Genomic DNA, 13,340 nt, shown 5'->3' with positions numbered 1-13,340 from the left:
GTCTGCTGCCCCCCGGCCGGGGAACCGTACGGGTGGCGGGTGCCCCCGCGCGCGGCGCCCCGGGGCACGCCGCCCCTGGGTACGGCCCCGACGTCCGCCGGACGCTGCTGCCGCAGCAGGCGTACGTCTTCACGGGTACGGTCCACGAGAACCTGACCCACCTGTGCCCCGGCCCGGTGTCTCGGGGCGACGTGGAACGGGCCACGGCCGTCCTCGGCGCGGACGCACTCGTGGCCCGGCTCGGCGGACCGGACGCGGCCGTCGACCCGGGCCGGCTCACCCCGGGCGAGCGGCAGCACCTCGCCCTCACCGCCGCCTATCTCTCCCCCGCCCCCTTGCTGCTGCTGGACGAGGCCACCAGCCACCTCGACCCGCGGACCGAGGAGCGTGCGGAGCGGGCGCTCGCGGAGCGCCCCGGCACGCTGGTGGTGGTCGCCCACCGCATCTCCTCCGCCGTCAGGGCCGACCGGGTCCTCGTACTCGACGGGACCCGGGCGGTGTGCGGCACGCATGCGGAGCTCCCGGCCAGGTCGCCCCTGTACCGGGATCTGGTGGGCCGGTGGAACGCGCAAGGGTGAGGAAGGGTCCGGGGCCCTCGGGCCTGCGGCTCAGACCCACCCGGCTCGCCGGGATATCCGGATGGCATCAATCCGATTGCGGGCGCCGGTCTTCCGGGTCACGGCCGCCATGTAGTTGCGCACGGTTCCGCTGGCGAGGTGCAGGGCGCGGGCGATCTCCGCGATCGAGTCGCCCTCGGCGGCGCGGGCCAGCACGCTCAGTTCGCGCGGGCTGAGCGGCATGGGGTCGGCTTCCATGAAGGCCGAGGCGAGCGTGGCGTCGATGAAGCGTTCTCCCGCCGAGACCTTCACGATGGCCCGGACCAGCCGGGCGGGCGAGCCGTCCTTGTCCACATAGCCGAGCGCCTGGGTGCGGAAGGCGCGCCGCAGCGAGCCGGGCAGGTCGGCCCGGGCGAGCACCAGCAGCGGTGTGGGTGTGGGCGAGTGGGGCAGCAGGCGGGCGGCGCCCGCGTCCGCGACGAGGGCGGCCGAGACCCCCGGACAGTCGAGGTCCACGACCACCACGTCCGGTCGTAAGAATTCGGCCTGGCGCGCGGCGGCCCGCCAACCGGCGGAGGTGACGTCGAAGTCGCCTTCGAATCTCAGCAGCGCGGCCAGGGCCGACCTCACGAGACACACGCTGTGCAGCACCAGGACCTTGGTCATCGGGTTCCCCTCGCGAGACGATCGATCAGCATCAAGCGGCTGCCCAGCTATCCCCGTGAGAGAACGTCACGGCGGGAGCCGTGCGGGGGCGCGTGGCCTGAGGCGGGCGCTCGGCCCGTTCCACCCCTGCGCCGCCGGTGGCCCTCCCACCTCGGCGGGCATCCGGAAAGCGCCGCCCAACCCCTCGGGGGGCCCGAAATCCGGACGGGCTGATTCCGCGTGCATGCGGGGTGTTGCGCCGACGGAGGGCCGGGAAGCCGGTCCCCCTCCAGCGGGCTCGTCCGTACGTGTCGAAAAACTTCTGACGGGAATGTCGAGAACCCGGGACCGGCTCCGTCCCAGGGGTACAGGCGACCACAATGGGTCGCACCAGCACCGAGGAGAGGCGTCATGGCCAAGTACCTGCTGCTCAAGCACTACCGCGGGGCCCCCGCGGCCGTCAACGACGTACCCATGGACCGGTGGACGCCCGAGGAGATCTCGGCCCACATCCAGTACATGAACGACTTCGCGGCACGGCTCGAAGGGACCGGCGAGTTCGTCGACGGTCAGGCGCTCGCCCCCGAGGGGACCTTCGTCCGGTACGACGGCGAAGGGCGCCCGCCGGTCACCGACGGCCCGTTCGCGGAGACCAAGGACCTGATCGCCGGCTGGATGGTGATCGACGTCGACAGCTACGAGCGCGCCGTCGAACTGGCCGGAGAGCTGTCGGCCGCCCCCGGAGCGGGCGGGAAGCCGATCCACGAGTGGCTCGAACTGCGTCCGTTCCTGGCCGCGCATCCCACCATCATGGAGTGACCTCACCGATGGACGAGGCCCTGCTCAGGAGCCTCACGCCGGGCGTGCTCGGGATCCTCGTCCGCCGCGGAGCGGACTTCGCGGCGGCCGAGGACGCCGTCCAGGAAGCGCTGGTCGAGGCGGTCCGGACCTGGCCCGCCGATCCGCCGCGGGACCCGAAGGGCTGGCTGGTCACCGTGGCCTGGCGCCGGTTCCTCGACGCCACCCGGGCGGACAGCGCCCGCCGCCGGCGTGAGGACCTGGTGGACGAGGAACCGCCGCCCGGCCCGGCGGCCGCGGTTGACGACACGCTCCAGCTGTACTTCCTGTGCGCCCACCCGTCCCTGAGGCCGTCGTCCGCGGTGGCGCTCACGCTGCGCGCCGTCGGCGGGCTCACCACCCGCCAGATCGCCCAGGCCTACCTGGTGCCCGAGGCGACCATGGCGCAGCGCATCAGCCGGGCCAAGCGCACCGTCTCCGGCGTACGGTTCGACCGTCCCGGCGACGTCGCCACCGTGCTGCGCGTCCTCTACCTGGTCTTCAACGAGGGCTACTCCGGCGATGTCGACCTCGCCGCCGAAGCCATCCGGCTCACCCGGCAGCTGGCGGCCCGCGTCGACCATCCCGAGGTGGCCGGGCTGCTCGCGCTCATGCTCATCCACCATGCCCGGCGCGCTTCCCGGACGGCGTCCGACGGCAGCCTGGTGCCGCTCGCCGAGCAGGACCGTGGCCGGTGGGACACCGGGGCGATCGCCGAGGGCGTACAGATCCTGCAGGCGGCCCTCACCCGCGACCGGCTGGGTGAATTCCAGGCGCAGGCCGCCATCGCTGCGCTCCACGCGGACGCGCCCACCGCCGAGCGGACGGACTGGGTGCAGATCGTCGAGTGGTACGACGAACTCGCGCTCCTGACCGACAGCCCGGTCGTGCGGCTCAACCGCGCGGTGGCCGTCGGTGAGGCCGACGGGCCGCGCGCCGGGCTGGCGGCGCTCGCGGAGCTGGACGACGCGCTGCCCCGTCACTCCGCGGTGGCGGCGTACCTCCACGAACGCGACGGCGACGTGGTGACGGCGGCCCGGCTCTACGCAGAGGCCGCCCGGAAGGCGCCCGACCTCGCCGAGCGCGATCACCTGACGCGCCAGGCCGCCCGGCTGAACAGCGCCCGCCGCTCCCCCTGACCGGCCGCGCCCGCCCGACCCGTCCGGGGGCGTCACGCTCCCGGACCGCCGCGCTGCGACGGATCGGGGCCGACGCCGTCCGGCAGGCCGCCGACCCGACGGCCCGACCGGCGGCCGGCGCGGTCCCGGCCGCCCACAGGGATGTGGGCCAATACCCCTAGCGGGTCGGGTAGTCCGTGTAGCCGCGGGCGTCGCCGCCGAAGAAGGTGGTCGGGTCAGGGGTGTTGTACGGGCCTTCGGTACGCAGGCGCTCGGGCAGGTCGGGGTTGGCCAGGAACAGCGCCCCGAAGGCGAGGAGGTCGGCGACGCCGTCCTCGATCAGCGAGAGGGCCCGGTGGTCGGTGGGGCCTTCGGTCGCCGGGTTCAGCACGAATGGTCCGGAGAACTGCTTGCGCAGGGCGAGGGTGGTCTCCCGTGCCTCCGGGCCGTGCTCCAGGACGTGGAGGTAGGCCAGGCCGAGTCCGTCGATCTCCGCGACCAGGGCCTCGTAGGCGGGCTGCGGGTCGGGCTCGGAGATGTCGTTGTACGGATTGCCGGGAGAGACGCGCAGCGCGGTGCGCTCGGCGCCGATCGCGGCGGCCACCGCCTTGACCACCTCGACGGCGAAGCGGATCCGGTTCTCCGTGGGGCCGCCCCACTCGTCGGTGCGCAGGTTCGAGCCCGGGGCCAGGAACTGGTGGATCAGGTATCCGTTGGCCCCGTGCAGCTCCACGCCGTCGAAACCGGCCTCGACCGCATTGCGGGCGGCCCGCGCGTAGTCGGCGACGGTCTGCCGCACCTCGGCCCCGGTCAGCTCGTGCGGGGTGACGAAGTCCTTCATGCCGTCGCCGGTGAAGAGCTGCCCCTGGGCGGCCACCGCCGACGGGGCCACGGGGACGAGGCCGTCCGGCAGCAGGGTCGGGTGGCCGATCCGGCCGGAGTGCATCAGCTGGGCGAAGATCCGGCCGCCCGCCGCGTGCACGGAGTCGGTGACGTCACGCCAGGCCGCGACCTGCTCGGCGCTGTGCAGGCCGGGGGTGTAGGGGTAGCCCTGTCCGACGACGGAGGGCTGGATCCCCTCGCTGATGATCAGGCCGGCGGATGCGCGCTGGGTGTAGTACTCGGCGACGAGGCCGGTCGCGATGCCGCCCTGACCTGCGCGGCTGCGGGTCATCGGGGCGAGGGCGATCCGGTTGGAGAGGGTGGAGCCGGCGACGTGGACGGGTTCGAAGGCGGTGGTCATCTCTTCCTCACACAATAGTTGGTCGGCCAATGATTTGGCTGTGGATGCAGCGTACCCCATTTACTTGGCCGACCAAGATAAAATGTGGGCGGACGGTAGAATCCCTTCGGGAGACATGCCGGACCGACCAGGAGGAGCCCTTCCATGACCGCGGAATCCGTACAGGAGCCGCGCTCCGCCACGCAGTGCGCGGCGGTGCCGAGTGCGGTGCTGGACGGGCCGGTGAGTCATGCGATCAGCCGGGTCGCCCGGCTCCACCGGATCGCGGCGGGCCGGGCCCTTCGGGATCTGGGGCTGCACCCGGGGCAGGAGTTCCTGATGATGCACCTCTGGGACTGCGGGGCCGTGCGGCAGTCCGAGCTGATCAAGGCGGTCGGCCTCGACCCCTCGACGGTGACCAAGATGCTCCAGCGCCTGGAGCAGTCCGGCCACGTGCGGCGCCGCCCGGACCCCGCGGACCGCCGGGCCTCCCTGGTCGAGGCGACGGACACCAGTCGCGGACTCCTGCTCGAGGTCCGCAGGGCGTGGGGCGAACTGGAACGCCAGACCCTGGACGGCCTGGACGCCGCCGAACGCGCCGAACTGACCCGCCTCCTGGGCAAGGTCGAAACCACTTTGTGTGCGGAGGTCGCCCGAGGCGGCGTCGCGGAGTGCGATGCCCCCTACAAGGGGCCGGGCGGCTGCTGAAGGCGGCGCCTTCCGGACCTCGCCGATCCGCGTACACGGTGGGCGATCTTGTTCGGTTTGACAGAGAATCGCCATGAAGGACGTCCTCACCCGATGTCGGCAGTGCGGATCGGCGGTCCGAAGGTCGTGGGAAATGGCACCGGCAACACTCCAGGACGCAGAACGGACCGAGACCGACCGCCCTCGAAGATCCCGGGGCGCACCCACGGGACGAGTGGTCATCCGCCTCGGAGGAACTCGCGTCCGTCCGAACCACCGTGGCGAGCCCGAGACCGTCGAGGCGACGGCCGAGGCCGCGTACGACCGGCTCCGGCAGGCCGAGGTCAGGACGTACGTCCCGATCCCGGCCGAGCGCCGGTCCCGGCAGGCGCCGGCCGCCGCCGGGAGGACCGCGGACGCGGTGTGGGACCGGCCGTGACCGCCGGGGGCCGGGGAAGGTGCGGACGCTGATGGCCGACAGGAGAGCCGAACACATCGCGGACTTCATCGAGCCGCTGCGGGTGCGACCGGGGTCGAAGGTGCACCTGGAACGGGACTTCGACCCCCGCTACAAGGCCGGCATGAAGAAGCGGGACAGCGCCGAGCTGCTGCGGACCGGGGTGTCGCTGCTCGCCGAGTACCAGGAGCGGCTGGCCGCCCAGGACACCTACGGCGTGGTGCTCGTCCTCCAGGCGCTCGACGCCGGAGGCAAGGACGGGACGATCCGCCACGTGATGAGCGGCGTCAATCCCCAGGGCGTGCGGGTCAGCAGCTTCAAGGTGCCCTCCGCCGAGGAACTCGAGCACGACTACCTGTGGCGCTACGCCCGGAGGCTGCCCGAGCGCGGCGAGATCGCCATCTTCAACCGCTCGCACTACGAGGAGGTCCTGGTCGTACGGGTCCACCCCGAGGTGCTGCTCCGGCAGAAGCTGCCGGAGCACGTACTCGGTCCGGACATCTGGGACCGGCGCTACCGGGAGATCAACCACTGGGAGCGCTACCTCACGGACAACGGGTTCAAGGTGGTGAAGATCTTCCTGAACCTGTCCAAGGAGGAGCAGCGCACCCGCTTCCTGAAGCGGATCGACCTGCCGGAGAAGAACTGGAAGTTCTCCGCCGCCGACGTCCGGGAGCGAGCCCGGTGGGACGAGTACCAGCACGCGTTCTCCGAGATGCTGTCGGCCACGAGCACGAAGTGGGCGCCGTGGTACGTCGTGCCGGCGGACCGGAAGTGGTTCGCGCGGATCTGCGCGGCGGCGGTCCTCGCGCACACCCTGATGGACATCGATCCGCAGTACCCCGATGTGGGCGAGGAGGCCCGCAAGGATCTCCTCGTCACGAAGCGGAGCCTGGAGCGGGAGGCCCCGGCCGGCGCCCCGGCCGATCCGTACGCCGCCCGGCAGGGCAGGCCGAGGAAGAAGCGTGGCTAGCGGCCCTCGGACGGCGCGCGGCCGGCCCGGACGCGTCCGCGGCCCCGGATCGGAGGCACAACCATGACGGTGCGGTCGGATTCCGTGGAGGAACAGCCCCGGGCTGCCGGGGACGGCTGGTACCCGCGCTCCCCCGAGGAGGTAGTGGCGGCGTTCCATGCCGATCCCGCGGTCGGCCTGTCCGCGGCGCGGGCGGCCGAACTCCTGGCCGCGCACGGCCCGAACGCACTGCCCGAGGAGCAACGGACTCCGTCCTGGCGCCGGTTCCTCGCCCGGTACCGCAGCTTGGTCGCCTTGGCGCCGTTGGCGCTCGCCGTGCTGGTGACCCAGTTGGACGGCTTCCAGCGGGTCCTCGGGACGACCGAGATCGACGCGCGGCAGTTCGGCCGGGCGCTGCCGGCCGCCGTCGCACTGCTGCTCGTCCGGGAACTGGGCAAGCTCATGGCCCGCCGGTCGAGGCCCTCATGAGCAAGGCCGGTCGGTGACCACCCGGCGCGACGGTCACGGGGTCCTGTCCCGCCTCCGGGCGGTTCCCGGGATCCGTGCGGTGGCGTCCTACCGGCGCGAGTGGCTGCCCAAGGACCTGGTCGCGGGCGTCGTCCTGACCACGCTGCTGGTGCCGCAGGGCATGGCGTACGCGGAGCTGGCGGGCCTACCGGCCATCACCGGCCTGTACACGACGATCCTCTGCCTGCTCGGGTACGCGGTGTTCGGGCCGTCCCGGATCCTGGTGCTGGGCCCGGACTCCTCGCTGGGTCCGATGATCGCCGCCACCGTGCTGCCGCTGGTGGCGGCCGACGGGGATCCCGAGCGGGCCGTCGCACTGGCGTCGATGCTCGCGGTCATGGTGGCGGCCATCATGATCTTGGCATCGGTGGCGAAGCTCGGCTTCATCGCCGACCTGATCTCCAAGCCGACGATGATCGGCTACATGAACGGCCTGGCGCTGACCATCCTCATCGGCCAGCTCCCCAAGCTCCTCGGCTTCAAGGTCGAGGCGGACAACCTGATCGGCGAGTGTGCCGGCCTCCTGGGGAAGATCGCCGACGGCGCGGTGGTACCGGCCGCCGCCGCTGTGGGCTTCGGGGGGATCGCCCTGATCCTGGTCCTGCAGCGGTTCCTGCCGAAGGTTCCCGCGGTGCTCGTGATGGTGGTCCTGGCGATCGCCGCGGCCGCCGTCTTCGACCTGGACGAGCACGGCGTCGGCCTGGTGGGGGTACTGCCCGAGGGCTTCCCGCCGTTCACGTTTCCCGATGTGCGCCTCGCCGACCTCGCGCCGCTGCTCGGCGGTGCGCTGGGCATCGCCCTGGTGTCACTGGCCGACACGATCTCCAACGCGTCCGCCTTCGCGGCCCGCACCGGCCAGGAGGTCCGCGGCAACCAGGAGATGGCCGGCGTCGGTGCGGCCAATCTGGCAGCCGCGCTCTTCCAGGGCTTCCCCGTCAGCACCAGCGGGTCCCGGACGGCGGTGGCGGAGCGCGCGGGTGCCCGGAGCCAGCTGACCGGGGTCGTGGGAGCGGCGCTCATCGTCCTCATGCTCGTGCTGGCTCCGGGCCTCTTCCGCAACCTTCCCCAGCCGGCCCTCGCGGCCGTGGTCATCACTGCGTCGCTGTCGCTGGCCGACGTACCGGGAGCCGTACGGCTGTGGCGGCAGCGCCGGGCTGAGTTCCTGCTCTGCTTCGCCGCCTTCGCCGGCGTGGCCCTGCTCGGCGTGCTGTCCGGCATCGCGATCGCCGTGGCCCTGTCCGTACTCAACGTCTTCCGGCGGGCCTGGTGGCCGTACGAAACCGTGCTCGGGCGGGTGCGGGGTCTGGAGGGCTACCACGACATCCGCTCCTACCCGAGCGCCGAGCAGCTGCCCGGCCTGGTGATCTACCGCTTCGACGCCCCGCTCTTCTTCGCCAACGCCAAGACCTTCCGCGACGAGGTCAGGCGGCTGGCCGGCGCGGATCCGCGGCCGAGCTGGATCGTGGTCGCGGCGGAACCCATGACGGATGTGGACACCACCGCCGCCGACATCCTGGAAGAGCTCGACGAGGCGCTCAACGCGGACGACGTACACCTCGTGTTCGCCGAGCTCAAGGATCCGGTTCGACGGAAGATCGAGCGGTACGAACTCACCCGGACCATCGATCCCCAGCACTTCTTCCCCACCGTGGAGGCCGCGGTCGCCGCCTTCCGCCTGCGCACCGGAGCGCAGTGGACCTCTCCGGGCACCGACGGGACGCCCGGCCCCCCGCCCACCGGCCCGCAATGACGGCCCGCGCTCCGGATGGCACGACCGAGAGTGCCTTGGGAACATGTCCGTGGAGGCCGCCATGAGCCAGGACCCGCCCGTACCTCCGGCGGAGGAGAAGCCGGCACGCCCACACCGCCGGCTGCCCCGTCCGACGTGGTCCGGTCGGGTCGGTTCACTCCATGTCGGTGCGGTGAACCGCTGCCTCAGTAGTCGATGCGGTCGGTCTTGGCCACCCACGCGTCGAAGGGAGCCGTACGGTTGGGCAGGTCCAGCTGCTCGATCGCCAGCGGCCACTTCGACGCGGGCTGCTTCTCGAACAGGTCGTAGAACTTGCGGTCGTCGAAACCGGCCACCGCGGCGTCGTGCCGGTCGGCGGAGAAGACGATCCGGTCGATTCGCGCCCACAGCGCGGAGGACAGGCACATCGGACACGGTTCGCACGAGGTCACCAGGACGCAGCCTTCGAGCGAGAAGGTGTCGAGCTTCCTGCAGGCGGCCCGCATCGCGCTCACCTCGGCATGGGCGGTCGGATCCAGGGTGGAGGTGACCTGGTTGTGCCCGAGCGCGACGATCTCGCCGTCCTTGGCGACCAGGGCGCCGAACGGCCCGCCGCCGTTGGCCACGCTGTTCGTGGCCAGTCTGATCGCCTCGTCCAGCCAGGTGCGCTTGAGGTCCTGGATGTTCACTTCTTGGATGTGCGCGGTCACGGTCACTCCTTGGGAGACGGTGGGGGATTTCCCTGGTGTTCTGCCCGTACGGGACAGCACCAGGGGCGGCAGGTGGGTCTCGCGGGTACCGCTTCTAGGCCGGCGTCCGGGGATCGGCGCGCGATCGGTGGCACCTGCGGGAGATCGCTACGGCTGATCGCCGGCTATGTGCTCCGGTGCGGCCGTGGTGTGGGTCGGATCCGCCCTCGGCGCAGGGCGGATGGCGAGTTCCGGGGTGACGGTGACGCCTGGATCGAGCCAGGCCATGGTGAGCGGCCCGCCGGACAACGTCTCGCTCAAGGCTCTCTCTCCCCCGCTTCGTTGCATCGTGTGTGAAGGAGTACACAGGCAACCGAGCGGAGTCAGGCAGGGACGGAAGACATGAAAACGTCCGCTGGCTGAAACCTACTCTTCGTACAGATCTACAAGAACCTTTTCGTGCACGTGATCTGACGTCCGGTCAACTGGGCGCGGCGGACGCCTGCGAAGGCGAATCTTCCTGGTGAGCGGGGTAGTTTCAACATGGACCGCTGCCGAGCCGTCGGCGCGGACAAAGCGGAACGCCCGGGCGGCCCGCGTCGGTGCGCCGCACGTTTCCTGGCCACCGGGCACCGGGCGGCCTCGGCCCCTGCTTCTCGCCGCCCGCGGGGCGGAAACCGGAAGGCGCCGCCACGGGGCGAGGTCACCCAGGACAACCGTCCGCCGGCTCGGCCGAACCCGGCGTAGAACGGTTCGTTCTCCCGCTCAGCGGCAGGCGTCGACCTCGTGGTGCCATGCCGGGGGACGGGAAGGCCTGCGGATAGAGCCGGGCACACGTGGCCAGGTGGGCCCGGAAGGCTTTGCGCAGGCGGCCCGCGTAGTGGGCGCACAGCGCCTCCGGAAAGGTGCCGGTGGCTGCGGCGTGGATGACCGCCGTGGCCAGGACGGCCGTTCGGAGGGCTTGGGCCGTGCCGGTGCCGCTGAGCGGGTCGTAGCGGATGGCGCCCGCGCCGACGAGGAGCCGCCCGGGGGTGTGCGGGGTCGGGGCGATCGCCGGGGTGCGGTGGAGGCGGGGGGCGGCCGACAGCGAACGGGGAGGGGCCCGGTCAGCCGATACCCAGCACGACCGGACCGCCCGACCGGTCGACCCGGTCCGTCCACCCCGGCGCCAGCCGCAACGACCGCACCGGGGTCATCCGGACCGGGATCCGCCGTCGCCACAGCAACCGGCCGTCCTGGGCGGCCGTCAGCACCGGGGCGGTCAGGGGCTCCCCCGACCGCAGCAGCAACGGCCGCCCCGCTGCGTCCGTGAGCCGGTTCGGCGTCACCCACAGCAGCGGGGCCCGGACGACCAGCCGTGGGCCGGCCTCCGGCCACGGCGCACCCGCGAGGCGGGCCAGGCCCGGGGCTGCCGCGGCGGCGCCCTCCGCGGCTGCGGCAGCGGCCCGTTCGACACCGCGGAGGGTGTTGCCCACCGCGAAGACCCCGGGCACCGACGTACGGAAGGAGGCGTCCACCGAGGGGCCGCGGGTGCCCGGGTCCACGGGGATGCCGCCGCGGCGCGCCAGCTCGTGGTCGGGGATCCAGTCGCCCGTGAAGACCACCGTGTCGCACGCGAGGACCCCGGTGCGGCCGTCCGCGTGGCGCACGGCCACGCCCGACAGGCGGCCCCGGCCGCGCAGTTCGGCCACCGTCGTGGCCGTGAGCAGCGGGACTCCCGGTACGGCGGCGCCCCGGGAGCGCTCCGTGACCACGGCCACCACCTCCGCTCCCGCCCGGCGCAGCGTGCGTACCGCGTGGCGGGCCACCGGCTCGGCGCCCACCACGACGGCCCGCCGGCCGATGTCCTGGCCGTACAGGTGGACCGACTGCTGCAGTTCCCCGGTGGTCAGCACGCCCGCCGGGCGGGATCCCGGCACCAGCCGAGCGCTGCGCGGGCGTTCGCGGGCGCCCGTGGCGAGGACGACGGCCCGGGCAGTGATCCGCTCCAGGCCCGCCGGGCTCGTGGTCTCCAGGGTCAGCGGGCCGGCCCAGCCGGTGGCGCTGACACCGGTACGGACCGTCGCCCCTGCCGCCGTCGCCGCCTGCGCGGCCCGCCGCGCGTACGCCGGCCCGGTGAGCCAGGGGCGTACCGGCCCTGCGAATCCTCCGTGGTGACAGTGGCGCGGCACCCCGCCCGCGTCCTGCTCGCGCTCCAGGACCTCGACGTGTCCGGCACCCGCGCGTGCGAGGCGGGCGGCCAGGGCCAGCCCGGCCGGGCCGGCGCCGACGACCAGGACGTCGACCGTGCGGTCGTGGCTCACCGCCGGGCCTCCTCGAACAGCGCGCGGACGGCGGCTCCGCAGTGGAAGCCCTGGCAGCGGCCGCCCCGTGCCCGCGTGCGCCGCCGCAGGCCGTCCGGCGAACCGGGCGGGACGGCCGAGGCCAGCGCGTCGCGGATCTCCCCGCGGGTGACGCGCTCGCAGTGGCAGACGATCCGGCCGTACTCCGGGTCCCGTGCGATCAACTCGGCGTCGCGGTACGGACGGAGGAACGCCTCACCCAGGTTCGGCATGCGCACCGGCTCCAGCTCCCGGGCCCCCGTCACCGGCAGGCCGCCGTCGGCGAGCAGTTCCACGACGCGCGCGGCGATCGCCATCGAGGCGCTCAGTCCCGTCGAGCGGATCCCGCCCACGGTGACGTACCGCTGCGCGGGGTGGGCCCGGATCGCGTAGTCGTCCTCACCGGTGGCGGCCCGCAGGCCGGCGTACACGGCGGTGACCTCCTCCTCCAGGAGGGCCGGCAGGATCCGACGTCCCTTCTCCCGCAGCAGCGCGAGTCCCTCGGCGGTCGATCCCGTGTCCGTCTTGTCGTCCAGGTCCTCGGCGGTCGGCCCGAGCATCACGTTCCCGTACACCGTCGGCGATACGAGGACGCCCTTCCCCAGGGCGCCGGGTACGGGCAGCAGGATGTGCCGTACGAGGCCGCGGGCGAGCTCGTCGAAGACGATCAGCTGGCCGCGCCGGGGCGTCACGGCGAAGTCCGCGTGGCCGAGGAGCCGGTCGATCTCGTCGGCGTACAGACCGGCCGCGTTGACCAGATGCCTGGTGCGCAGCGGGCCCCGGCTCGTGGCCAGGGTATGCGTCTCGCCCGGCGCGACGCCCAGAACACGGCAGTTGAGGTGGAGGTCGACGCCCGCGCGCACGGCCTGCGTCGCGTACGCGAGGGTGGTCGTCCAGGGACAGATGAGGGACTCCCCCGGCACGTCGAGCGCTCCCTTCACCCCCGGTCCCAGCTCCGGCTCGCGGGCCCGCACCTCCTCGGCCGGGATGATCCGGGCCGAGCGGTAACCGTTGCGTACGGCCTTCTCCGCGAGCCCCGGCAGCGCGGCCAGCTGCTCCGCGTCCCAGGCGACGAGGAGCGCCCCGATCGGCTCCACCGGGATGCCCGTCTCGGCGGCGTACTCGGAGAGCAGCCGGTGGCCCTCCCGGACGAGCCGGGACTCCAGGGAGCCGGGCACCGCGTCGAAGCCGGTGTGCAGGATGGCGGTGTTGGCCTTCGAGGTGCCGTCGCCGACATCGTCGGACGCGTCTACCAGGGCGATCCGCAGGGGGAGCCGGGCCAGTTCGCGGGCGATCGCCGTGCCCACCACGCCGGCGCCGACGACGGTCACGTCGTACTCCCCGCCGGGCAGGGAGCCGCCGGTGGTGACGGTGGTGACGGTGGTGACGGTCATGCCGGTGCGTCGCCGAGCAGGGCCGAGACCGCCGTGCGGAACCGGGCGCGGCGTTCCGCCGCCTGGTCCGCGCCGGCCCGCGGCTCATAGACGGCGGACGGCTTCCACTCCGGGACGGCCTCGGCAACGGTGAGCGAGGGATCGAGCCCGAGCCGGGCGACGGCGCCGACGCCGAGCGCGGTCACGTCCGGCAGCGCCGACACC

The 13,340-nt window shown here is 73.0% G+C and carries 13 protein-coding genes and 2 pseudogenes; 8 read left to right on the top strand and 7 right to left on the bottom strand.

Annotated features, from left to right (window positions below; all coding sequences use genetic code 11):
* Positions 1-578: pseudogene (locus ACWGIU_RS12805) on the top strand (ABC transporter ATP-binding protein); the annotation flags it as partial.
* A 30-nt stretch (positions 579-608) separates the two neighbouring features.
* On the opposite strand, the gene ACWGIU_RS12800 reads toward ACWGIU_RS12805, so the two are convergent.
* Positions 609-1,223, bottom strand: coding sequence for a response regulator transcription factor (locus tag ACWGIU_RS12800; RefSeq protein ID WP_453705115.1), 615 nt, complete (start codon positions 1,221-1,223; stop codon positions 609-611).
* A gap of 390 nt (positions 1,224-1,613) precedes the next feature.
* On the opposite strand from ACWGIU_RS12800, the gene ACWGIU_RS12795 reads away from it, so the two are divergent.
* The gene (locus ACWGIU_RS12795) at positions 1,614-2,021 is read left to right on the top strand and encodes a YciI family protein (protein ID WP_453705113.1); all 408 of its coding nucleotides are present in this window, start codon (positions 1,614-1,616) and stop codon (positions 2,019-2,021) included.
* An 8-nt stretch (positions 2,022-2,029) separates the two neighbouring features.
* On the top strand, positions 2,030-3,178 hold the full coding sequence (locus tag ACWGIU_RS12790) for an RNA polymerase sigma factor (RefSeq protein WP_453705117.1): 1,149 nt from the start codon (positions 2,030-2,032) through the stop codon (positions 3,176-3,178).
* A gap of 157 nt (positions 3,179-3,335) precedes the next feature.
* Here the strand turns inward: ACWGIU_RS12790 and ACWGIU_RS12785 are convergent, their stop codons facing one another.
* Positions 3,336-4,400: an alkene reductase gene (locus ACWGIU_RS12785; protein ID WP_453705111.1), complete on the bottom strand. Its 1,065-nt coding sequence runs from the start codon at positions 4,398-4,400 to the stop codon at positions 3,336-3,338.
* 144 nt (positions 4,401-4,544) lie between these two features.
* Between ACWGIU_RS12785 and ACWGIU_RS12780 the strand changes: the two genes are divergently transcribed.
* The 5 genes from ACWGIU_RS12780 to ACWGIU_RS12760 all read left to right on the top strand — a co-directional run bounded on the left by ACWGIU_RS12780 (position 4,545) and on the right by ACWGIU_RS12760 (position 8,753).
* Positions 4,545-5,087, top strand: coding sequence for a MarR family winged helix-turn-helix transcriptional regulator (locus ACWGIU_RS12780; RefSeq protein WP_453705110.1), 543 nt, complete (start codon positions 4,545-4,547; stop codon positions 5,085-5,087).
* 133 nt (positions 5,088-5,220) lie between these two features.
* Positions 5,221-5,505 (top strand): three-helix bundle dimerization domain-containing protein, encoded by a 285-nt coding sequence (locus ACWGIU_RS12775; protein ID WP_453705108.1) that lies wholly within the window; start codon positions 5,221-5,223, stop codon positions 5,503-5,505.
* Between the two features lie 31 nt (positions 5,506-5,536).
* Positions 5,537-6,496, top strand: a complete 960-nt coding sequence (locus ACWGIU_RS12770; protein WP_453705106.1) for a polyphosphate kinase 2 family protein — start codon at positions 5,537-5,539, stop codon at positions 6,494-6,496.
* A gap of 63 nt (positions 6,497-6,559) precedes the next feature.
* A complete protein-coding gene (locus ACWGIU_RS12765) occupies positions 6,560-6,964 on the top strand; it encodes a cation-transporting P-type ATPase (protein ID WP_453705104.1) in 405 nt (134 codons plus the stop codon).
* 13 nt (positions 6,965-6,977) lie between these two features.
* Positions 6,978-8,753 carry a SulP family inorganic anion transporter gene (locus ACWGIU_RS12760; protein ID WP_453705102.1) on the top strand — a complete coding sequence of 592 codons (1,776 nt, stop codon included), beginning with the start codon at positions 6,978-6,980 and terminating at the stop codon, positions 8,751-8,753.
* Positions 8,754-8,938: 185 nt separating this feature from the next.
* On the opposite strand, the gene ACWGIU_RS12755 is transcribed toward ACWGIU_RS12760, so the two are convergent.
* The 5 genes and pseudogenes from ACWGIU_RS12755 to ACWGIU_RS12735 all read right to left on the bottom strand — a co-directional run.
* Complete coding sequence (locus ACWGIU_RS12755; RefSeq protein WP_453705100.1) at positions 8,939-9,448, bottom strand: nucleoside deaminase; 510 nt, start codon at positions 9,446-9,448, stop codon at positions 8,939-8,941.
* A 141-nt stretch (positions 9,449-9,589) separates the two neighbouring features.
* Positions 9,590-9,742 (bottom strand): hypothetical protein, encoded by a 153-nt coding sequence (locus ACWGIU_RS12750; RefSeq protein ID WP_453705098.1) that lies wholly within the window; start codon positions 9,740-9,742, stop codon positions 9,590-9,592.
* Between the two features lie 785 nt (positions 9,743-10,527).
* Positions 10,528-11,724, bottom strand: coding sequence for an NAD(P)/FAD-dependent oxidoreductase (locus tag ACWGIU_RS12745; RefSeq protein ID WP_453705096.1), 1,197 nt, complete (start codon positions 11,722-11,724; stop codon positions 10,528-10,530).
* Positions 11,721-13,136, bottom strand: a complete 1,416-nt coding sequence (locus ACWGIU_RS12740) for an FAD-dependent oxidoreductase (RefSeq protein ID WP_453705094.1) — start codon at positions 13,134-13,136, stop codon at positions 11,721-11,723. Before ACWGIU_RS12740 ends, ACWGIU_RS12745 begins: the two co-directional genes overlap by 4 nt.
* A pseudogene (locus ACWGIU_RS12735) lies at positions 13,133-13,340 on the bottom strand (FGGY family carbohydrate kinase); the annotation flags it as partial. The pseudogene ACWGIU_RS12735 and the gene ACWGIU_RS12740, both read right to left, overlap by 4 nt.

This window comes from Streptomyces sp. NPDC054840 (genome assembly GCF_053611065.1).
Note: the sequence above shows the minus strand (reverse complement) of the source record. Positions and strands in the feature narration are given on the sequence as shown.

What these genes read in the sequence shown, in the direction of transcription:
- ACWGIU_RS12800 (WP_453705115.1), bottom strand. Translation starts at nt 1,223, where the DNA reads ATGACCAAGGTCCTGGTGCTGCACAGCGTGTGTCTCGTGAGGTCGGCC.
- ACWGIU_RS12795 (WP_453705113.1), top strand. Translation starts at nt 1,614, where the DNA reads ATGGCCAAGTACCTGCTGCTCAAGCACTACCGCGGGGCCCCCGCGGCC.
- ACWGIU_RS12790 (WP_453705117.1), top strand. Translation starts at nt 2,030, where the DNA reads ATGGACGAGGCCCTGCTCAGGAGCCTCACGCCGGGCGTGCTCGGGATC.
- ACWGIU_RS12785 (WP_453705111.1), bottom strand. Translation starts at nt 4,400, where the DNA reads ATGACCACCGCCTTCGAACCCGTCCACGTCGCCGGCTCCACCCTCTCC.
- ACWGIU_RS12780 (WP_453705110.1), top strand. Translation starts at nt 4,545, where the DNA reads ATGACCGCGGAATCCGTACAGGAGCCGCGCTCCGCCACGCAGTGCGCG.
- ACWGIU_RS12775 (WP_453705108.1), top strand. Translation starts at nt 5,221, where the DNA reads ATGGCACCGGCAACACTCCAGGACGCAGAACGGACCGAGACCGACCGC.
- ACWGIU_RS12770 (WP_453705106.1), top strand. Translation starts at nt 5,537, where the DNA reads ATGGCCGACAGGAGAGCCGAACACATCGCGGACTTCATCGAGCCGCTG.
- ACWGIU_RS12765 (WP_453705104.1), top strand. Translation starts at nt 6,560, where the DNA reads ATGACGGTGCGGTCGGATTCCGTGGAGGAACAGCCCCGGGCTGCCGGG.
- ACWGIU_RS12740 (WP_453705094.1), bottom strand. Translation starts at nt 13,136, where the DNA reads ATGACCGTCACCACCGTCACCACCGTCACCACCGGCGGCTCCCTGCCC.